Origin of the sequence: Haloarcula salinisoli (genome assembly GCF_019599405.1) — an archaeon.
In the GTDB taxonomy this organism is placed as follows: Archaea; Halobacteriota; Halobacteria; order Halobacteriales; family Haloarculaceae; genus Haloarcula; species Haloarcula salinisoli.
The window spans coordinates 1,182,290-1,199,627 of the sequence record NZ_RKLQ01000001.1; the positions used below are offsets into that span (position 1 = coordinate 1,182,290).

The 17,338-nt window shown below is 66.2% G+C and carries 22 protein-coding genes; 6 read left to right on the forward strand and 16 right to left on the reverse strand.

All coding sequences use genetic code 11. The features are described 5' to 3' along the window. The first annotated feature begins 67 nt into the window (after nucleotides 1-67). Nucleotides 68-271, forward strand: coding sequence for a DUF8106 domain-containing protein (locus EGD98_RS06085; RefSeq protein WP_220587454.1), 204 nt, complete (start codon nucleotides 68-70; stop codon nucleotides 269-271). Here the strand turns inward: EGD98_RS06085 and EGD98_RS06090 are convergent. The 3 genes from EGD98_RS06090 to EGD98_RS06100 form a co-directional block, all read right to left on the reverse strand. Then, on the reverse strand, nucleotides 268-1,122 hold the full coding sequence (locus EGD98_RS06090) for an eIF2B alpha/beta/delta subunit family protein (RefSeq protein ID WP_220587455.1): 855 nt from the start codon (nucleotides 1,120-1,122) through the stop codon (nucleotides 268-270). The genes EGD98_RS06085 and EGD98_RS06090 overlap by 4 nt on opposite strands. A 185-nt stretch (nucleotides 1,123-1,307) precedes the next feature. Beyond that, the gene (locus tag EGD98_RS06095; RefSeq protein ID WP_220587456.1) at nucleotides 1,308-2,417 is read right to left on the reverse strand and encodes a hypothetical protein; all 1,110 of its coding nucleotides are present in this window, start codon (nucleotides 2,415-2,417) and stop codon (nucleotides 1,308-1,310) included. Next, entirely contained in the window at nucleotides 2,418-3,200 is a 783-nt protein-coding gene (locus EGD98_RS06100; RefSeq protein WP_220587457.1) for a class I fructose-bisphosphate aldolase, read from the reverse strand. It abuts the gene before it with no gap. 117 nt (nucleotides 3,201-3,317) lie between these two features. On the opposite strand from EGD98_RS06100, the gene EGD98_RS06105 reads away from it, so the two are divergent. After that, complete coding sequence (locus EGD98_RS06105) at nucleotides 3,318-3,467, forward strand: DUF7557 family protein (RefSeq protein ID WP_220587458.1); 150 nt, start codon at nucleotides 3,318-3,320, stop codon at nucleotides 3,465-3,467. 4 nt (nucleotides 3,468-3,471) lie between these two features. On the opposite strand, the gene EGD98_RS06110 is transcribed toward EGD98_RS06105, so the two are convergent. From EGD98_RS06110 to EGD98_RS06120, 3 genes are all read right to left on the reverse strand, one after another. Continuing rightward, on the reverse strand, nucleotides 3,472-3,924 hold the full coding sequence (locus EGD98_RS06110) for a DUF5799 family protein (protein WP_220587459.1): 453 nt from the start codon (nucleotides 3,922-3,924) through the stop codon (nucleotides 3,472-3,474). A gap of 63 nt (nucleotides 3,925-3,987) precedes the next feature. Beyond that, on the reverse strand, nucleotides 3,988-4,569 hold the full coding sequence (locus EGD98_RS06115; protein ID WP_220587460.1) for a hypothetical protein: 582 nt from the start codon (nucleotides 4,567-4,569) through the stop codon (nucleotides 3,988-3,990). 196 nt (nucleotides 4,570-4,765) lie between these two features. Then, on the reverse strand, nucleotides 4,766-5,161 hold the full coding sequence (locus EGD98_RS06120) for an OsmC family protein (protein WP_220587461.1): 396 nt from the start codon (nucleotides 5,159-5,161) through the stop codon (nucleotides 4,766-4,768). Between the two features lie 100 nt (nucleotides 5,162-5,261). Between EGD98_RS06120 and EGD98_RS06125 the strand changes: the two genes are divergently transcribed. Continuing rightward, entirely contained in the window at nucleotides 5,262-6,152 is an 891-nt protein-coding gene (locus tag EGD98_RS06125) for an NAD(P)-dependent oxidoreductase (protein ID WP_220587462.1), read from the forward strand. Here EGD98_RS06125 and EGD98_RS06130 read toward each other — a convergent pair whose 3' ends face one another. Both EGD98_RS06130 and EGD98_RS06135 read right to left on the reverse strand, forming a co-directional pair. Beyond that, nucleotides 6,153-6,863, reverse strand: coding sequence for a metal-dependent hydrolase (locus EGD98_RS06130; RefSeq protein ID WP_220587463.1), 711 nt, complete (start codon nucleotides 6,861-6,863; stop codon nucleotides 6,153-6,155). A gap of 69 nt (nucleotides 6,864-6,932) precedes the next feature. Beyond that, nucleotides 6,933-7,196, reverse strand: a complete 264-nt coding sequence (locus tag EGD98_RS06135) for a hypothetical protein (RefSeq protein WP_220587464.1) — start codon at nucleotides 7,194-7,196, stop codon at nucleotides 6,933-6,935. A gap of 83 nt (nucleotides 7,197-7,279) precedes the next feature. On the opposite strand from EGD98_RS06135, the gene EGD98_RS06140 reads away from it, so the two are divergent. Continuing rightward, nucleotides 7,280-8,386 carry a S1C family serine protease gene (locus EGD98_RS06140; RefSeq protein WP_220587465.1) on the forward strand — a complete coding sequence of 369 codons (1,107 nt, stop codon included), beginning with the start codon at nucleotides 7,280-7,282 and terminating at the stop codon, nucleotides 8,384-8,386. Nucleotides 8,387-8,404: 18 nt separating this feature from the next. Here the strand turns inward: EGD98_RS06140 and EGD98_RS06145 are convergent, their stop codons facing one another. The 4 genes from EGD98_RS06145 to EGD98_RS06160 form a co-directional block, all read right to left on the reverse strand. Next, a complete protein-coding gene (locus tag EGD98_RS06145) occupies nucleotides 8,405-8,890 on the reverse strand; it encodes a TspO/MBR family protein (RefSeq protein WP_220587466.1) in 486 nt (161 codons plus the stop codon). Between the two features lie 51 nt (nucleotides 8,891-8,941). Then, a complete protein-coding gene (locus EGD98_RS06150) occupies nucleotides 8,942-9,886 on the reverse strand; it encodes a hypothetical protein (RefSeq protein WP_220587467.1) in 945 nt (314 codons plus the stop codon). Further along, on the reverse strand, nucleotides 9,883-11,076 hold the full coding sequence (priS, locus tag EGD98_RS06155; RefSeq protein WP_220587468.1) for a DNA primase small subunit PriS: 1,194 nt from the start codon (nucleotides 11,074-11,076) through the stop codon (nucleotides 9,883-9,885). The genes EGD98_RS06150 and priS overlap by 4 nt, the downstream gene beginning before the upstream one ends. Nucleotides 11,077-11,255: 179 nt before the next feature. Next, complete coding sequence (locus tag EGD98_RS06160; RefSeq protein ID WP_220587469.1) at nucleotides 11,256-11,735, reverse strand: GNAT family N-acetyltransferase; 480 nt, start codon at nucleotides 11,733-11,735, stop codon at nucleotides 11,256-11,258. 88 nt (nucleotides 11,736-11,823) lie between these two features. Here EGD98_RS06160 and EGD98_RS06165 point away from each other — a divergent pair, with 88 nt between their 5' ends. Further along, nucleotides 11,824-12,864 carry a DUF502 domain-containing protein gene (locus EGD98_RS06165; protein WP_220587470.1) on the forward strand — a complete coding sequence of 347 codons (1,041 nt, stop codon included), beginning with the start codon at nucleotides 11,824-11,826 and terminating at the stop codon, nucleotides 12,862-12,864. Nucleotides 12,865-12,889: 25 nt separating this feature from the next. Beyond that, nucleotides 12,890-13,981 carry a DoxX family protein gene (locus EGD98_RS06170; protein WP_220587471.1) on the forward strand — a complete coding sequence of 364 codons (1,092 nt, stop codon included), beginning with the start codon at nucleotides 12,890-12,892 and terminating at the stop codon, nucleotides 13,979-13,981. Between the two features lie 25 nt (nucleotides 13,982-14,006). Here EGD98_RS06170 and EGD98_RS06175 read toward each other — a convergent pair whose 3' ends face one another. The 4 genes from EGD98_RS06175 to EGD98_RS06190 all read right to left on the reverse strand — a co-directional run bounded on the left by EGD98_RS06175 (nucleotide 14,007) and on the right by EGD98_RS06190 (nucleotide 17,247). Further along, nucleotides 14,007-14,447 carry a type IV pilin N-terminal domain-containing protein gene (locus tag EGD98_RS06175; protein ID WP_236039233.1) on the reverse strand — a complete coding sequence of 147 codons (441 nt, stop codon included), beginning with the start codon at nucleotides 14,445-14,447 and terminating at the stop codon, nucleotides 14,007-14,009. A 54-nt stretch (nucleotides 14,448-14,501) separates the two neighbouring features. Beyond that, the gene (gene pfkB, locus EGD98_RS06180; protein WP_220587472.1) at nucleotides 14,502-15,416 is read right to left on the reverse strand and encodes a 1-phosphofructokinase; all 915 of its coding nucleotides are present in this window, start codon (nucleotides 15,414-15,416) and stop codon (nucleotides 14,502-14,504) included. Then, nucleotides 15,416-16,174, reverse strand: a complete 759-nt coding sequence (gene glpR, locus EGD98_RS06185) for an HTH-type transcriptional regulator GlpR (RefSeq protein ID WP_220587473.1) — start codon at nucleotides 16,172-16,174, stop codon at nucleotides 15,416-15,418. Before glpR ends, pfkB begins: the two co-directional genes overlap by 1 nt. 89 nt (nucleotides 16,175-16,263) lie before the next feature. Beyond that, nucleotides 16,264-17,247, reverse strand: coding sequence for an isocitrate/isopropylmalate dehydrogenase family protein (locus tag EGD98_RS06190; protein ID WP_220587474.1), 984 nt, complete (start codon nucleotides 17,245-17,247; stop codon nucleotides 16,264-16,266). Between the last annotated feature and the right edge of the window lie 91 nt (nucleotides 17,248-17,338).

Below are 17,338 nucleotides of genomic sequence, written 5' to 3' on the forward strand. Positions count from 1 at the left end.
GGTTCTGCGTGAATAATCAAACAATTTGCCAACACATATTTCACTGTCCAGGCCCTGGACTCCAACAATGACCTCCACCAAGTCCGTCTCCGCGAACGCAACCGCGACCGCACCGCCTCCCGAGAGCCGACAGAAGACGTCGCTGTTCTGTCCCTCCTGTGGCCACGAGAGCCCGGTCACCGGCGACTGGGAGCTAGAACAGACCGACGAGGGGCAGGCCTATCGGTGCCCCTGGTGTCACACGGTCATCAGTAGCCGCCCCGAGAACTAGTCCAGGTCGTGCGTTTCTTCGTCCGTGACAATCGAGTCTAAGAGCGACAGCGGCGTCGCGTCGTAGGCCGGGTTCCCGATGGTGAACTCGTCGGCCGGTTCGCGATGGACCTCCGAGGGTGAGCGAATCTCGGTCTCGAATGCGAAGGCGCCGTCGACGAACTTCGAGTCGGCGCCGATGACCGTCATCGGAACGTCTTCCTGGGCCGCCGCCGTCGCCAGCGGATAGGTACCGATGCGGTTGTACAGCGTCTCGTCGACGATGCAGTCCATCCCCACGACGACCCGGTCGGCCTCGGAGAGGTAGTACCCCGACGCCGCATCGACCAGCAGCGTCACTTCGACACCGTCCATGGTACCCAATTTGCGCGCCATCTTGCGGCCCAGATACCGCGGCCGGGACTCGGAGACGTACACCTCGAAGGTGGCGCCGTCGTCGACGGCCGCCTCGATTGCCGCAAGCACCGTCGAGGAGAAGTCGTGCGTAAAGAGTACGTCCTCGTCGGCCAGCGCGTCGGCCCCGCGTTCGGCCGCGCGGTCCTGGGCCGCCTCGACGTCCCCGACTACACGGTCGATAGCCTCGACTGTCAGTCCCTTGGCCGTCGAGACGTCGTCGGGGTCGGCGTCGGCGACCGTGTCGACGATTTCCTGCTGGGTGGTGTGCAACGAGGCGTGCGAGCGATTGGCCCGACGCAGCGCGCGGCTGTTGCGCTCCAGCGTGCGGACGTACTCCTCGACGGTTGGGAACTCCCGGTCGGTCAGCTCCCGCAGCGCCGTCGCTGCCTTGATCGCGACGACAGAGGAACTGTGGGTCTGCATCTCCTCTATCTCCGCGACTGTCTCGTCAATCATACAACCGGGTGCGAGGCGGATGGATATGTGTTTTCCCCTCGCAGGCTAGGGGTAATCGCAGATGTTACTGCCGCCACTAGCGAGTGCGAGCAGAACAGCCAGAAAGTCCCGCCCTGGCAGTAGGTCAATCGGCTACGAGAAGGCGCGGCTGGCCGGAATAACGGACCGATGGCTGGCCCCGCGACTCAGAACTTCGCCAGGTAGTCCTCGAGGAACCCCCGAACGTCGTCGAGCGAGGGCTGGTCGGCGGTGCGGACGAAGTGGCCGGCGACAGCGTTGCCGACGACGACCGCTGCGGCGGCGTCGAGCCCCGTGATGGCGGCCAGCGCGAGCCCGGCGTTGAAGTGGTCGCCGGAGCTGGTGGTCATCTCGGGTTCCTCGACGGCTGGCACGGCGACGCTCCTGGTATCGTCGGCACTGACGACGACCGAACGGTCGATGCCGTGGCCGACGAACCAGGTCGGTTCCACCGCGTCGAAGACAGCCTCGGCCGCCGCCGAGAAGTCGCGGTCGGCGTCGCCGTCGTAGGCATCGGCCAGCACGTCCGTCTCGGCGCGGTTGGCCGAGACCACCACATCGGTGACATCGACCAGTTCGCCGATGGCCTCCCGTCCCGAGCGCAGTCGGTCGGCGTCGAGTTTCCGGACGTCGCCGGGGTCGACCAGCACCGTCTCCGGGGGGTCGTCGATGTCGGCCCAGCGGTCACGGAGCCCCGATAGCACGCTCGGGAGGCGTGGCGTTTCTGACCAGTAGCCCACACCCAGCAGCGCCGCGCCGTCGAGGCGGTCGACGAGCCGGTCGTGGCCAAAGCGGTCGTCCAGCCCGCCCCAGTCCAGCGTCATCGTATCGCCGATTTCGGTCAGCATCAGCTTCCCGTCGTCGAACTCGACGGCGTCGGTGACGCCGGGCTCGCCCAGCGTCACGAGGTCGTACTCGCCGAACTCCCGCTGGAACGTCTCCTGGACTGGGTCGCCGTACATCCCGACGAGCGTCGGCGAGAACGCCCAGGTGCCGAAGGCACGCGCCAGGTGGCAGGTGTGGCCGCCGGTGCGACGGCCGTCTTCGAGCCACTCGTAGGACAGCGAGCTGCCCGCCTCGACCGAGCGGTCCAGCCGGTCGCGAAAGTCAGCGAGCCGTGGCAGTCGCTCGTAGCTCGTCGGGTCGGTGCGGTCGGCGACGACTTCGCGGACGCGGTCGAGGTAGCCGTCGAAGCCGAACACGACACGACGCGGGCCGATATCGTCGGGCAGTTGCCCGCGAGCGGTCTCGACGGCTCGCCGCGTCTCGGCGTCCATCTACAGGACGTCGTCCGCGCTGGCGCCCTCGAAGACGACCTCCTCGAGCATGTCGAGCATCTCGTAGGGGTTCTCTCGCTGCCAGACGTTGCGACCGACGGCGAGACCGGCGACGCCGACGTCCATGCAATCTTCGACGAGTTCGAGGAACTCGCGGTCGGATGTCTTGGAGCCGCCCGAAAGCAACACGCGGTTGTCAGCGGCCGACTGCACGGCGTAGGCCATGTTCTCCTTGCTGCGGGGGTATTTCACCTTCGTGAAGTCCGAACCCAGTTCCAGGCCCAGACGCGCGGCGTAGGCGATAATCTCTTTGCTGCGGTGTTCCTTGACGGCCTGCCCGCGCGGGTAGGCCCACATGGCGATGGGGAGGTCGTGGTCGCGGGCGTTCTCCTGGACTTCCCCGAAGGCCTCGAACATCTCCACTTCGTCGTTGACGCCGGGGTAGATAGTGTAGCCGATGGCGTCGACATCGAGCTCGGCGGCGTAGTCGACAGACCAGTTGTGGGCGGAGTAGGGGTCGCCCATCCAGAGGTCGGAACCGCCGTTGAGCTTGGCGAGGAGATTCACGTCGTCCTTGTAGCTCGGGTAGTACGTCTCGGTCAGCCCCTTCCCCACTGCAAGCGCGGTGACGGCGTCGTGTGTCGCCATCTCGAAGACGTGGTTCGGGTCCAGCCGATCTTCCACCCCAGAGAACTGCTTGGGACCGTGTTCCACTCCGTGGTCGTGTGCCAGCACAAGCGTCTTGTCGTTACGAACGAGCGGTGAGTCTCCAAGAGGTCGCATGGGAATGAACTACCCAGAAGGCACATTAACAGATTTCGGTTCTGTTTTTTTACTCGCGTTCGTGTTCGTTCTTGCCCGCCCACCGGGGTTATGTAGCTGCGGGCCGAACGTGGTGGTATGCCGACAGTTGAACTCGACGAGAAGACGATTCGGCGGCTCGACGGCCTCCGTGAAGAAGATGAGTCCTACGACGAACTCGTCACCGAGCTCATCAACATCTACGAGGCAGAGGAGCTGACGCTGTTCCACGGCGGCGACGAGTACTAGCCCCTCAGCTGCTGGCCTGCTCGCAGACGCTCTCCCAGCGCCCGTTGGACTCCAGCTGTTGCTGTAGCTCGTCGGCGTAGGCCTGGGCGAGCTGTTTGGCTTCCTCGGTCCGGTCGTCGTCGCCGCCACCGCTGGCCAGCCCGAGCGCCGCTTTCACGCCCGACAGGAAGCCGCCGCTCCCGGAGCTGTCCCGGGAGTCGCTGCTGCCCGGCGCGCCGCCCATCGGGCCGCCCTGGCCGACCTTGTCGAGTTCCGGCATGATCGACGGGAGCTTCGACGTGTCAGCGACGAGTGTCGCCGTCTCGGGGTCCGCTGGCCCCTCGATGTCGAACTCGACGGCAGTCATCACGAGGCCCCACTGCTGGTTAGAGAACGAGGAGGCCTCGACTCGGTCCGTGAACTGCCTGTCGACGGTCATCCGCTCGCCGGCGATACGGCCGGTCCAGTCGTCGCTCATACCCGTGTATCGACGCCCGCGCAAAAGAGGGTTTCCGACAGCGGCCGGGGGCGCGCCGGGCTCTCAGCTCCTGACCTGCGTGACTGCCTCGATTCGAACCGGATACTCGGCCCGAAATTCGTGACTGTCGACCGTGAGTCGCACGGCTACGCGCCGGGGCGTCTCCGCCGCTACCTGTTCCGCTCCGACGGTCGGGGTGATGACGACCGACCCGTTCCGGTCTTCTGTCGTCGTGAGGAAGACGATTATCTCCCAGGTCTCTCGGCCCCCGTCGACCTGTTGGTAACCGACGGATACGCCGGGCCCTAGCTCCCTCGAGAGACGCTGTTTCAGACTCGCCTCGACACGTTCGGCACCGACTTCCGCCGCTCTCGGATAGGCCCACGTCTCGAAGTCCACGACACTGGACACAGCGGTCCGCTGTGTTCCCTCTCGTCGGTGACCCGCCGTGTACCGCACCGTGTCGTTCGCGTCGATGTATTCGACGCCTGGTTCGTCGTACGTCACGTTGACCTGCAACCTATTACGCTGTGGTGTCGGTGGACCGTCGGCCGTCCCCTGGCTCTGCTCGCCCGAGGTACAGCCTGCCGAACCAGCAGCGGCAGCTGCTATTGCGACGAGGAAGCGCCTACGTCGATATGCCATTCACGTATCATCACAGTGAGAACAGACGGACATTAAACTATCACGCCCGCGGTGTGACACCAAAAAATACGTGACCGGTACCTCCGTCCACGGAGGACGCCTACCGGGTGCCTGAAGATACATCTGGATACGAAGGGTTTGCGATTGGGGAAGCGGTTCGACGCCGCAAGACCCGCGACTATCTGGTGGGGCCCAGTCAGACGCCCGACTCGATCTCTATCTCGGCGTGCAGCTCCTCTACCAGCGCGGAGTGGACGTGACAGATGTCCTCCGCGAGGTCGACGATATCCTGCTCCTCCTCGCCCAGTGACTCCTCGACGGTCAGGTCGAAGGCGATACTCTCGAGGTCGTCGTCCTCGTCGAGGTCAGCGGCGACTTCGATTTCGACCTGGCCGATGTCGTCGTAGTTGTACTTGCCCGCGGCGACGCGCAGTGCCGGGATGTAACAGGAGGCGTAGTCGGCCGCCAGGATCTCGTTGGGCGAGGGGCCGTCCTCCGAGAGGGCGTCGGTGATGAGCTCCCACTCACCGTTGATGACGCTCTCGACTGTGTACCCGTCCTCGCACGTGCTGTTGACTTCGATATCTGCCATAACATACGGGCGGTCGGTCCCCAGCGTATAAACTTGCCTGATACACGCTCGGGCCTCTGTTCGCCCGGGATTCAAGACCGTTCACGCAGAATGGAACCACATGACGACTGTCGGATTCATCGGCCTTGGCGCGATGGGTGCACCGATGGCGTGGAACATAGAGGACGCGGGCTTCGACCTCGTCGTCTACAACCGGACGACCGACCGCGAGCAGCCCTTTGCGGAGGCAGGCGTCTCCGTGGCCGACTCGCCGAAACACCTGACCGAGCGGGCCGACGTGGTCTGCTGTATCGTCAGCGACGGCGACGCGGTGGCCGAGGTGCTCGAACGCGACCTCGGCGTCCTGGAGGGACTCGACGAGGACACCGTCTTCGTCCAGATGAGCACCATCGGCTACGCGGAGACGATGGCCGCCGCGGACCTGGTGGCCGAGACCGGCGCAGCGTTCGTCGATGCCCCCGTGTCGGGGACGGTGGGGCCAGCCGAAGACGGGACGCTGGTCGGGCTGCCCGGCGGTGACGAGTCGGTCGTGGAGGCGGTTCGCCCGATTCTCGAAGCGATGTGCGAACCGGTGGTCCACTGCGGCGAGGTGGGCCAGGGGACGAACATGAAGCTGTTCATCAACCTCCTGCTGGGCGATGCGATGGCCGCTTTCGCCGAGGCGCTGGTCTTCGGGCGAGCCAACGGACTCGACGTCGAAGCAATGGGGACCGTCGTCGAAAACGGGGCGCTGGACTGCCCGCTGTTCGATATCAAGGGCGGCACCATCGGCGAGGGCGACTTCGCGCCTCGGTTCCCCGTCGACTACCAGTTCAAGGACCTCTCGCTGGCACTCGACAGGGCCGGCGAGGTCGGCGCGCCGCTCTCACAGACGGCCGCCGCTCGCGAAGCGTTCAGCGCCGCCCGCGCCCGTGGCTACGGCGGCGAGGACATGGCGGCGGTCATCAAACCGATGGAGGAGACGGCGGGCGTCGAGGCCCGCGAGGAGTAGTTACAGTTCGAAGGTCTCGTCGCCGTCGAGGATGACGGGTTCGACGTCGCTGCCGGTCGCTGTGACTTCCCGGACGAAGTCGTCCGTGTCTATCTCGATGACTTCCATCGTATCGTAGTGCATCGGGAAGGCGTAGTCGACGTCCAGCCAGTCGGCGGCGATTGCGGCCTGCATCGGCCCCATCGTGAAGTGGTCGCCGGCAGGCAACGCCGCGGCGTCGGGTTCGAGGTACGGCCCGATGACCTCCCGCATCTCGGTCATCAGCCCGGTGTCGCCGGCATGGTAGAACGTCGTCGATTCGGCGTCGCTGACCTGTGTCGGCTTCGTGTCGGAGATGACGTAGCCGGCTGGCATCCCGCCGGTGTCCTCGTAGTGGGTGTCCATCCCGTTGGTGTGGTCTGCCCGATGCATCGTGACGAAGGCGTCGTCGAGTTCGGTCGTGCCACCGATGTTCATTCCGACGGTGTCGCCGACGCCGTACTCGTCCTCGCAGTAGGCGACGACTTCGGGTGTGCTCACGACCGTCGCGTCGGGGAACTCGCCGACGTCGCCGATGTGGTCGGCGTGGCCATGTGTCAACAGGACGTAGTCCGGGTCCAGTTCCGCCGGGTCGATGTCCGTCTTGGGGTTGCCAAAGAACGGGTCGATGAGGAGGTCTGTGTCGTCGACGCTGACGTGCCAGGTAGAGTGGCCATGCCAGGTTAGGTCCATGATTCGGCCCGTACTACTCGGCGCGGCCACTTAACCGCTATACCGACAGCGCCTTCGAGCGACGGTCGGTCAGTCGAACATCGTCAGCGTCGTCGGTTTGCCCTGCGCGTAGCGAATCCACCGGCGCATGTGGCGATTCAGCGCCCAGAACAGGGTCACGACCATCCCGACCAGTGCCGACAACATGACGACTGCGAGCACGAGCGGGTCCTCCGTCGGCAGTCCAAAGAGCGCGATTATCGTCGCCACGAGCGCCATCTCCACCGCGGTTCGGATGCCTGGGAGGATAAACCCCGGCGACGGGAGCGAGTCGCCCGACGTTTCTTCGGCCATAGCAGACGTTTGTGAGCGGCGATATTAACGATTGTCGCCGGACAGGCCGTGGGTTTATTCGCCCGCTTACCTTACGTCGGAGCATGGATTCAGATGGGCTGTCACGCCGGCGGCTGCTGGCCGCTGTCGGGGTCGGAGTGGCCGGGACAGCCGGCTGTCAGTCGCTGGTAACGAGTTCGGACCAGTCCAGCGAGGGGAGCCCGGAGCCGACCCCGACGTCCGCCAGCGGGAGAGCGGCCAGCGGCGAGGACAGCGTCTACACTGACGTGTACGACGAGGTGGCCGACGGCGTCGTCTCGATTCAGGTGTACGACGGCGCCACTCGACCCTCCTCCGGCAGCGGCTTCCTCATCGATGGCGGTTACATCGTCACCAACGAGCACGTCGTCAGCGCCGGCGACACGGTCTACGTACGCTACGCTGGCACCGACTGGCGTGAAGTCACCGTCGCCGGAACGGACGTTTACAGCGACCTGGCAGTCATCGACGTCGACACGGCACCGGACACCACCGACCCGCTCTCCTGGGTGAACAGCCGGCCGGCTATCGGGACCCGCGTCGTCGCCATCGGCAACCCCTTCGGCCTCTCGGGCTCCGTCTCCGAGGGTATCGTCAGCGGCGTCGACCGGACGCTCCGTGGGGCGAACAACTTCTCCATCGCCGCCGGCATCCAGACCGACGCGGCCGTCAACCCAGGCAACAGCGGTGGCCCGCTCGTCGACCTCGACGGGAACGTCGTCGGGGTCATCAACTCCGGCGGCGGCGACAACGTCGGCTTCGCTATCTCCGCGCAGCTGGCCCAGCGGGTCATCCCCGCGCTCATCGAAGACGGCTCGTACGCGCACCCGTACATGGGCGTCGGACTGTCGAACGTCTCCCCGATAATCGCCGAGGCCAACGACCTCGAACAGGCCTCGGGTATCTACATCAACTCCGTCCGGTCGGCCGGCCCCTCCGACGGCGTGCTCGAAGGGAGCACCGGTACGGCGAGGGTCAACGGGGTGGAGGTCGGCACCGGCGGGGACGTGGTTCGCCGGCTCGACGACACACCGACCCCGACTCGGCAAGACCTGGCGGCGTATCTCGCTCTGGAGACCAGCCCCGGCGACACGCTGTCGGTCACGGTCCAGCGGGACGGGGACAGACAGACGGTCGAGATTACACTCGGAACGCGGCCCGCACCGCGGTAACGCGACCGCGCTACCCGTTCAATTGAGCGCGAGAAACCGGTAGTTCAGCACTGCGGCGAAGGCCACCCAGAGCAGATACGGCACGACGAGCAGCCCCGCAGTCCGCTCGATTCGGCCAAAGGCCACCGCGGTCGGCACGGCAAGCACCAGGAGTCCGCCGATGACGCCGAGGGCGAGCGCGAGGTTCTGTGCCCGAAAGAAGACCGGCGTCCAGGCGACGTTGAACGCCATCTGGGCGACAAAGAGCCCCAGTGCGAGCCGTCGGCTGGGATGGTCCGCCCGCCAGACGAGATACAGCGCGACGCCAAGCAGCGTGAACAGCAGCGGCCAGACGACGCCGAACAGCCACGGCGGCGGGTAGATGACGGGCTTCGCGAGGGACTGGAACCACGCCGAGCCGGGACCGCCCAGTGCGGCGGGTGCGCTGCCGACGAGATTGACGAGAACGACGGCGGCGAGGACGCCGGGGATGTCGTCGCGGTCGAGTGACACGGCGGTCGTCATACCTGTCAGTCCTCGGTCGGACGACAAGAAACCTTCCGCTCGGTACGGCGCTTACTCCAGTGGCTCGGCGGCGTCGCGCTCGACGAGCGGGTCGGCGTTGTCGGCCGGCAGCGTCACCACGTCGTCCGCCGAGAGGTCGTAGGAGCGCTGGTCGACGCCGAATATCTCGCCAACATCGTCCGTGATGCGGACGGTCTTGCGGTCCACGTCGGTGTCGGCCCCAGTCGGCTCGTCGCGGTCGTCGACCCCACTGGCCTCGTGTCCGTCGTCGACCGCCGAGCGGGCTTCCGCGGCGGGTCGGTCGGCCGACTCCGCCGGCGTGTCAGTCGGTTCGCTGGGCGGGGTACCGGCCATGTCGGTCGGCTCCCCGTTCTGGGGCGACGCCGGTTCGGTCGGGTCGCTGCCGTCACTCGGCGTCGCGGAGCCGTCGCCGCCGCCCATGATGTCGGCGGCGTCGACTGCCGGTTCGGCATCCTCGGCCGGCGCGGGGTCGGCAGGCTCCGCCGGGCTCGGTTCACCGTCGTCGGACGCCGCCGCTTGCGGTGTGGCGTCAGTCGCCGGTGCCGAGTTCGTCTCCGTGTCGCCGTCGCCGACGGCGCCGGCCGGCGACTCGCCGGCGATGACGTCGAGGACGTGCGTGCGGTTCCCCTCGATAGCCTCGACCATCGTCTCGAAGAGCTCCCGCTCTTCCTGTGTGAGCCCGCCGTCCTCGGTCGGCATATCGGCGGCCGCCAGCGAGGCCATCTTGACGATTTTCCCGACCCGGCGTTCGTAGATGGCTTCGACGGTCTGTTCGGCCGTCTTGATGTCGTCCGTGAGACGGTTGACCTCCGGCGCGTCGAAGGGGTCGTCGGCCCGGTCGGCGGCGCGGTCGCGCTCCTCGCGCAACTGGGCGACGAACTTGCCGGCCTCCTCGTAAAAGGTCGCGCGCAGCTGCTGGAGCTGGTCAGTCTGGCGCTCGCGAGATTGGACCGACTGGAGTTCGTCGAGTTTCATTCCTGTGCCTTCCGTGCACGCCCGCGGGCCATGAGGAACACGCCCACGTGCTCTGGTACTGTCTGATTACCCGCCTCCACCGTAAAACTATCCCCACCGTGGTCCGCCGTGTCCAGCTCGACCAGTCCGCCCTCCGTCACTTCGACGGCTATCTCGTGGCCCCTGAACGTCTCCGGGATGGCGTCGGAGAGGGGGTCGAAGTCGGCCAGTTCGTCCCGGTCAAGACGCTGGACCTCAAGCCCGCTGCCGCCGTGGAGCGACCCCGGCAGCCGGATGAGGCGGTTCGTGTCGGTCGTCACCGGCTCGTCTATCGGCGCGTTGTCCGCGGCGACGACCTCCTGGGCGAGCACCTGTGCTATCTGGTACACCGCCGAGTGGACGTCGATGTTACCGGCTTCGAGCCCCTCGTAGTTGGTTCGCGCGGCGTTGAGCGCGGCCGTGGCCTTCCCCTCGCCGATGCGGTCGTAGCGCTGGAGGGCCTCGATAGCGTCGGCCTCGTCCATCGCGAGCCACTCGTCGAACTGCGAGAGGATATGCCGATGGGCGCGTGCGCCCCAGCCGCCGTCCGTGGGCAGGGTGCGCTTCTCGGCCGGGCTCGACCGGCCTGCCGTCCCGGCGACCGTCTCGACCTCGACGAGTTCGTCGAACTCCAGCCCGATGCCCCGCACGTAGTCGACGATTTCCCGGCGGGCCTCGCGCTCCAGTCCGCGAATCCGTTCGTCCCGGACGTGGACGTGATATCCTCGGCCACCGGAGAAGACGACCGTCGTGTCCTCGAAGCCGAAATCGTCGTCCAGAAAGTCCAGTAGCCGCATGAGTGCGTCTTTGCACTTTGCCAGCATCTCCCCGTAGGTATCCTCGCCCAGCACCACCGACGGGAGGTGGTCGGCGTCGAGGTCGAAGACGAGGTCCGAGTTTCGCCACCCCTTGTCGCTCATCGTCGATGCGCTCGGGTCGTCGTACCGGCCCGCAGAGAAGTAGATGTGGCGTGGCTTCTTGCGCGCCAGGAAGTCCTCGACGTTGCCCAGATCCAGCAGCGACCGGTGGCGGACCATCGTCTCTCCGGGGCCCTCCGTCCACGGGATGAAGCCCCACTCGCGTTCGTTCGCGGCCGGCGGCGGCGTTATCGACGACCGTCGGTAGTGGTCACCGAATCGACCGCGCAGGTACTCGCGGGTCCGCTCGTCCATCGGACAGTGGTTGGACAGAGCGGGTCAAAAGGGTTCTCGTCTCGGCGCTAGCAACGGTTAGATATCCGGAAGATGGTACAGAAATTACCACTGTCACCGTGAATTCTCTTCCCGACAGCCAGTCGCCCCTTTCTGGCTGTAAGAAGACCCGGCGGGACAGTCAAAAATCCCAACGACCCCTAGCCCCGCAACAACTTCGAGAGCTTCTCGGTGATGGAATCGTCGCCGAGTTTCAAGTAAAAGGCGTCCCCGCCGTCCTCGTAGTAGTTGTCGATGCGCCGTCTGACCTCGAAGCCGATGTGCTGGTAGAACTCCAGGGCCTCCTCGTTGGTCGACCGGGCGTGACAGGTGACAGAGCCGTAGTCCTCGCTGACGCGGGCGATGAGGCGTTTGCCGAAGCCGTGGCCGCGGTAGTCGGCGTCGACGGCGAGAAAGAGAATGTAGCCATCTCGGCGGACCGCGGCGAAGCCGACGAGAGCGTCGGATGCGCGGTCGATGTAGAGATAGACCGTCGAGCGCCGATAGGCGCTGCGGAAGAAACCGCGTCGCTGACGGAGCACACCCTCGGAGCGGCGGATATCCTCCTTGAGCTGCCACGCTGGGTCGACGTACTCGTCGCTGCCCCGGTCGACGACCGTTGTCTCGATGTTGACGCTCACTGGGGAAGAGGTACGACTGGCGCAACCATAATTCCACCGCCCAGGGTTCGCCGAGTCGTTTTTGTCACAGCCGACCAATGGAGAAATCATGGCCGACTCGTCGCGGCGCGAGCGATTCGGGCCGACAGCGGTCAGAACCACCTTCCGACAGACGTTTCTCACCGGTGTCGCCCTGACCATTCCGCTGTTTGTCACGCTACTTGTCGTCGGCTTCGTCGTGAACACGCTGTCGAACGTGCTCGACCCCGTGGTCGCGTTTGCCTTCCAGCTCAGCGGCTCGCAGCTCGCAACCGCTGAGACACCGACCTATCTCGCGAAACTGGTCGCGGCGGCCGTGTTGTTGCTCGGCATCTTCGCCGTCGGGCTTGTCGCGGAGCAATGGTCGGGGTCGGGCCGCATCGAGACGATGTTCGACGCAACGATGGAGCGTATCCCCGGTGTGGGCTCCATCTACACCAGTTTCGACGAAATGAGCAAGATGCTACTCGACAGTGACACCCAGTCGTTTCAGGAGGTTGTCCTCGTCGAACACCCGACGGCCGACTCCTACACGATAGCCTTCGTCACTGCGAGTACGCCGCCCGAAATCGAGCGTGCGACCGGCAACGACGACATGGTGACACTGTTCATGCCGATGGCGCCGAATCCGGTGATGGGCGGCCACGTCGTCCACGTCCCGGTCAGCCGCGTCTGCGACGTGGACATGACCGTCGAGGAGGGGCTGCGCTCTATCGTCACCAGCGGCGTCGCCATCGGCGAGACGGGAGGCGAGGCGCCACTTAGCGATACCAGCGGCCCGGCGGGGCCAAGCTACCCGCCACAGTCGGGGTATCACGCCGGCGGCGACCACCGCGAGCCCACGCCCAGAACCAGTTCTGACGACCGTACGGCGGCCTACACCGACGATATCGACCCCGAACACGCCGGGACGCCGGACGCGGTCGCCAGAACCGACCACGAGGAGTCGGTCGGCAGCGGGGGCGACCACCGCGAGAAACCGGTACAAGCCGAGGGAACCATCGGCGACGACACTGACCGCCCGGCGGCGTTCGACCAGCAGGAGGGCACCCTCGGCTCCGAGACCGAGACGCCGTCGGATATCGAATCGGGTAAAGAGGAACAGAATTAGGTTGCTGGCCCGCCTACGGCCTGTTATGACGTCTCGTCCAGCTATTGCTGTTATACTCACTTTCCTGGCGTCACTCGTCAGCCGACCGGTCCGGGCACACGTCGATTACGTGACCGAGCCGGGTGCCGAGACGAGGGACGCTGTGGCGTTCACCACCGGGGTACTGTCTGACCCGTTCAACGCGGCGCTGTTCCTCGGGAGCGGACTGGTGACGGTCGTCGGTATCGCCGCGTACCTCTACGTGCGGCCGACCATCACAGATATCGTCGTTCTACGGGACAAACTCGCCAGCTACGGCGACCTCATCCCGTGGATGCTCCGCCTCGCCGTCGGGATGCCACTCATCGGGGCCGGGTTCCAGGGGTACCTGTTTGCCCCTACCGTGACGTTCAACGTCGGTGCGAACCCGTTACTGCGCATCCTCTTTATCGGGCTGGGCTTTTTCACGCTGTTCGGGCTCGCGACCCGTATCGTGGCGTCGCTCGGTCTGGTGACCTACGCCTGGGCGCTGGCGACCGAGCCGAGCGTCTTTCTCGCTATCGAGTACGTCCCGCTCTTTCTCGCGCTGTTCGTCCTCGGCGGCGGGCGGCCCAGTGCCGACGATATGCTGCTCGAGGTCGCGAGTACCGACGGAAGTATATACGGGCGTATCGACCCGATTCACCACCTGAAGGCCTACCTCGACGAGCGGACGCGTCCCCTGCGTGTGTACGTCCCAGTGATTCTCCGCGTCGGCATGGGTGCGGCCTTCATCTATCTGGGCCTCGTCCAGAAGCTCGCACAGCCCTCCAGTGTGCTGGCAGTCGTCGCGAAGTACAATCTCACGGCGGTCGTCCCCGTCGACCCGGGCCTGTGGGTCGTCGGCGCTGGCATCACCGAGATAGCGGTCGGTATCGCGCTCATCGCGGGCTTCTTTACCCGCGGCATGGCCGCCACCGCGTTTATCCTGTTTACGCTGACGCTGTTTGGCCTGCCCGACGACCCGGTACTGGCCCACGTCACGCTCTTCGGAATGGTCTCCGCCGTCTTCACGCTCGGCGCCGGGCCTCTGTCCTTCGACCACTGGTACGGTCGCCCCGCAGTCGCTGACGAGGAGAGCGTCGTTCCGGCGGACTGATACGGCTGCCTAACAGTTCGCCCGCTCAGGCGCCGTCCCACCGGTCGAGCTCTGTCCGGTTCCCGCTGCCGTTGTAGTAGATTGTGATGGTGTCACTGGAGCCGACGCGCTGCCCCCAGGCGCCCCCCTCACCGAGCTGGACGATAGAGCCCTCCTCGACCATCTCCGTCCGATTCGTGTTCGCCAGCTGGGACCAGTTTGCCTTCGGTTCCCCCCGAGGCCCTTCGAACTCCAGCCGGCCAGCCTGAATCGGGTCGCCGCGGCTGTGGGTGACGAGCAAGAGCCCGCTGTCCTGGGCGTAGTCGTAGGTGAAGTTCGCCTGGGGTACCCCGCCGCTGTTATCCTCAGTGACGACGAGCACGTTCATCCCGACCACTGCCGTCACGACGACAGTCATCCCGACGAGCAGTCCGATGCCGATTGACTCGGACATCCCACGGTCACCGTCGAGGCTACGCGCTCCCATCGATATCCACACAAGGGTAGATGAATATAAAGGCTGTTCGGCCGTGGGGGTCCCTCAGACCGATAGCTCTCGAACGGAGACCGCCTCGCGGCGTGTGTCGAGATTGTCGAGCGCCGGCGGCGACGTGCCTGCTCGTTCGACCAGTCGGGTCGCGATGGCGACGCCGGTCTGCAACGCCGTCGCGTCGTCCGCGCCGTCGGCCCACGCGGCGAGTGCCCCGGCGAGCAACGCGTCGCCGGCCCCGACTGTATCCACCACGTCCACGTCGATGGCGTCGGCGTGCAGCGCCGTCGACGCCGTCGCCAGCACGACGCCGTCGCCGCCCAGCGAGGCCAGCACGCGGTCGAACCCCGCCGCTCGGAACTCTGCCGCGGCCCGCGCGCAGCCCTCGACGGTCGAGACGTCGGCGTCGGTCGCTCGGGCCAGCTCTTCGCGGTTGGGTTTACAGAGCGCGTACCGTTCGTCGAGTGCCCGGAGCGCGTCGCCGTCCATGTCGACGACGGTATCCCAGCCACCGGCCGACGCGAGGGCGTCGACAGCGTCGGTCGTCACACCGGGGGGGAGGCTCCCGCTGACGACCACGGTATCGGGGTCGCGCTCACGGACTGTCTCGACCACCGCCGTGACCGTCTCCGCGTCGACAGCCGGTCCGTCGTGGTTGAGCTTGTACTCTGACCCGTCGGCGACGGCGGTCGTGTTCAGCCGGGTCGGCCCGTCCGCCTCGACGAACGCAGTCGATACGCCATCGGCGGTCAACCGCTCGCGGATGAACTGGCCCGTGAACCCGCCGAGGACGCCCGTGGCCACGGCGTCGGTACCCAGCGCGGTCAGGAACTGCGCCACGTTGACGCCTTTCCCGGCGGCGTCGAAGCGAGATGATTCGGCGCGCATAACCCGGTCGGGAGCCATCGGCTCGTCGAACTGCAGCGTCTGGTCGACCGCCGGGTTGAACGTCACGGTCAGATGCATCAGTCGCCCCCCGTGACGACGACGTCCGCCTCGGCGAAGGCGTCGGCGAGTTCGCCCGGGAGCGCCTCGTCGGTGACGAACAGGTCTATCTCGTCTGGGTCGGCGACGGTGACGAAGCTCCGCTCGCCGAACTTCGAGCTGTCGGCCACCAGCACCACGCGCCGGGCGTTTGCCACCATCGCTCGTTTGACTGCCGCCTCGTCCTCGTCGGGGGTCGACAGCCCCGTGTCGGCAGTCACCCCGTTGGCCCCCAGAAAGAGGATATCGAAGTTTCGCTGGTCGAGGAACGACTCGGCGGCGGGCCCCACGCAGGCGTGGCTGCGCGGGCGGACGGTCCCGCCAGTCAGCTTCACGTCGACGTCCCTGTCGGCCAGTTCCAGGCCCAGTTCGGGCATGTTCGTCACGCCGACGTAGCCGCTGTCGGGTGCGACTCGTGCGACCTCCGTCGTGGTTGTCCCGGCGTCGAAACAGACCACGTGGCCGTCGCGTATCTCCTCGCTCGCGCGGGCCGCGATGGCCTGTTTTTCCTCCAGCCGGTCGACCTCGCGCTGGTCGTATGACCGCTCTCGCCCCGCCGACGAGACGGGCACGGCGCCGCCGTGGGACCGCTCGATTCGGCCCTCTGACTCCAGGTCCTGGAGGTCACGGCGTATAGTGGCTTTCGAGAACTCGAGTTCGTCGGCCAGCGTCGCGACCGAACAGCCGTCCTGTTCGGTCACCAGCTGGACGATGGTGCGTTTGCGCTCGGCGGGGAGCATCTGTCAGCTGTTGGCCCGCCCAAGACTTAGCAGTTCCGTCCGATTCTGTTCGTTTTTGCTCGAAACAGGGCCGCGATGGTCAGACTCGACTACAGTTCGTCGACGATAGCGGCCGTGACGTCTTCAGTGCCGGCCTCGCCGCCCAGGTCCGGCGTCTTCGGACCGGATTCCAGCACCGACTCGACGGCGGCCCGCACGCGGTCGCCTTCCTCGTCGTAGCCCAGGTGGTCGAGCAACATTGCGGCCGAGAGAACCATCGCCGAGGGGTTCGCGATACCCTCGCCGGCGATATCGGGCGCGGAGCCGTGGACCGGCTCGAACAGGGCGTTCTCCTCGCCGACGTTCGCCGACGGAAGCAGACCCAGTCCGCCGACCAGCCCGGCCGCCAGGTCCGAGAGCACGTCACCGGCGAGGTTCGGACAGATGATGACGTCGTACTCCTCGGGCGTCATGACCAGATGCATCGCCAGCGCGTCCATCAGCGCGGTGTCGTAGTCGGCACCGCGGCTGTCACCGACGGCGCTCGCGGCATCGAGGAACAGTCCGTCCGTCTCGCGCATGACGTTGGCCTTGTGCGCGATGGTCACGTCGTCGTAGTCGTTCTGTTTCGCGTAGTCGAAGCCGAACTCGGCGATTTTCTCCGAGGCGTCCTCGGTGATGACGCGGGTCAGCGTCCGAACCCCGTCGGTTATCTCGCTCTCGATGCCCGCGTAGACGCCCTCCGTATTCTCGCGGATGAAGACGATGTCCGTGTCGGGCTGGACGGCGTCCAGGCCCGGATAGGAGCGGGCGGGCCGGACGTTGGCGAAGGAGCCGACGACCTCTCGTAGCGGGAGGATGACGTCGGCGGCCGTCTCGCCGGCCGCGCCAAAGAGCGTCGCGTCGGCGTCGGCGGCGATATCGCGGGTCTCCTGTGGCAGCGCCTCGCCGGTCTCGGCTTTGACGGCATCGCCTGCGTCGGCCTCGACGAAGTCGAAGTCGACTGTCTCTATGGCTTCCAGTACGTCGACGGCCGCGGGCGTGACCTCCTGCCCGATACCGTCACCGGGGATGACCGCAATCTCGTGTGTCATGTCCCCGGAGATGCGGGCGTCCGGTGAAAATGGTTCGGTTCGGCGCCGCTACCGCTAGCGCCAGACCGGTACGCGACGGTCTATCCTTCTT

Coding starts and splice junctions, on each gene's coding strand:
- EGD98_RS06140 (WP_220587465.1), top strand. CDS start 7,280: ATGGATTCAGATGGGCTGTCACGCCGGCGGCTGCTGGCCGCTGTCGGG.
- EGD98_RS06190 (WP_220587474.1), bottom strand. CDS start 17,247: ATGACACACGAGATTGCGGTCATCCCCGGTGACGGTATCGGGCAGGAG.
- EGD98_RS06110 (WP_220587459.1), bottom strand. CDS start 3,924: ATGAGCGACGACTGGACCGGCCGTATCGCCGGCGAGCGGATGACCGTC.
- EGD98_RS06130 (WP_220587463.1), bottom strand. CDS start 6,863: ATGGACCTAACCTGGCATGGCCACTCTACCTGGCACGTCAGCGTCGAC.
- EGD98_RS06115 (WP_220587460.1), bottom strand. CDS start 4,569: ATGGCATATCGACGTAGGCGCTTCCTCGTCGCAATAGCAGCTGCCGCT.
- EGD98_RS06150 (WP_220587467.1), bottom strand. CDS start 9,886: ATGAAACTCGACGAACTCCAGTCGGTCCAATCTCGCGAGCGCCAGACT.
- pfkB (WP_220587472.1), bottom strand. CDS start 15,416: ATGCATCTGACCGTGACGTTCAACCCGGCGGTCGACCAGACGCTGCAG.
- EGD98_RS06175 (WP_236039233.1), bottom strand. CDS start 14,447: ATGGGAGCGCGTAGCCTCGACGGTGACCGTGGGATGTCCGAGTCAATC.
- EGD98_RS06125 (WP_220587462.1), top strand. CDS start 5,262: ATGACGACTGTCGGATTCATCGGCCTTGGCGCGATGGGTGCACCGATG.
- EGD98_RS06100 (WP_220587457.1), bottom strand. CDS start 3,200: ATGCGACCTCTTGGAGACTCACCGCTCGTTCGTAACGACAAGACGCTT.
- EGD98_RS06105 (WP_220587458.1), top strand. CDS start 3,318: ATGCCGACAGTTGAACTCGACGAGAAGACGATTCGGCGGCTCGACGGC.
- EGD98_RS06085 (WP_220587454.1), top strand. CDS start 68: ATGACCTCCACCAAGTCCGTCTCCGCGAACGCAACCGCGACCGCACCG.
- EGD98_RS06095 (WP_220587456.1), bottom strand. CDS start 2,417: ATGGACGCCGAGACGCGGCGAGCCGTCGAGACCGCTCGCGGGCAACTG.
- EGD98_RS06170 (WP_220587471.1), top strand. CDS start 12,890: ATGACGTCTCGTCCAGCTATTGCTGTTATACTCACTTTCCTGGCGTCA.
- EGD98_RS06120 (WP_220587461.1), bottom strand. CDS start 5,161: ATGGCAGATATCGAAGTCAACAGCACGTGCGAGGACGGGTACACAGTC.
- EGD98_RS06165 (WP_220587470.1), top strand. CDS start 11,824: ATGGCCGACTCGTCGCGGCGCGAGCGATTCGGGCCGACAGCGGTCAGA.
- EGD98_RS06135 (WP_220587464.1), bottom strand. CDS start 7,196: ATGGCCGAAGAAACGTCGGGCGACTCGCTCCCGTCGCCGGGGTTTATC.
- priS (WP_220587468.1), bottom strand. CDS start 11,076: ATGGACGAGCGGACCCGCGAGTACCTGCGCGGTCGATTCGGTGACCAC.
- glpR (WP_220587473.1), bottom strand. CDS start 16,174: ATGCTCCCCGCCGAGCGCAAACGCACCATCGTCCAGCTGGTGACCGAA.
- EGD98_RS06145 (WP_220587466.1), bottom strand. CDS start 8,890: ATGACGACCGCCGTGTCACTCGACCGCGACGACATCCCCGGCGTCCTC.
- EGD98_RS06090 (WP_220587455.1), bottom strand. CDS start 1,122: ATGATTGACGAGACAGTCGCGGAGATAGAGGAGATGCAGACCCACAGT.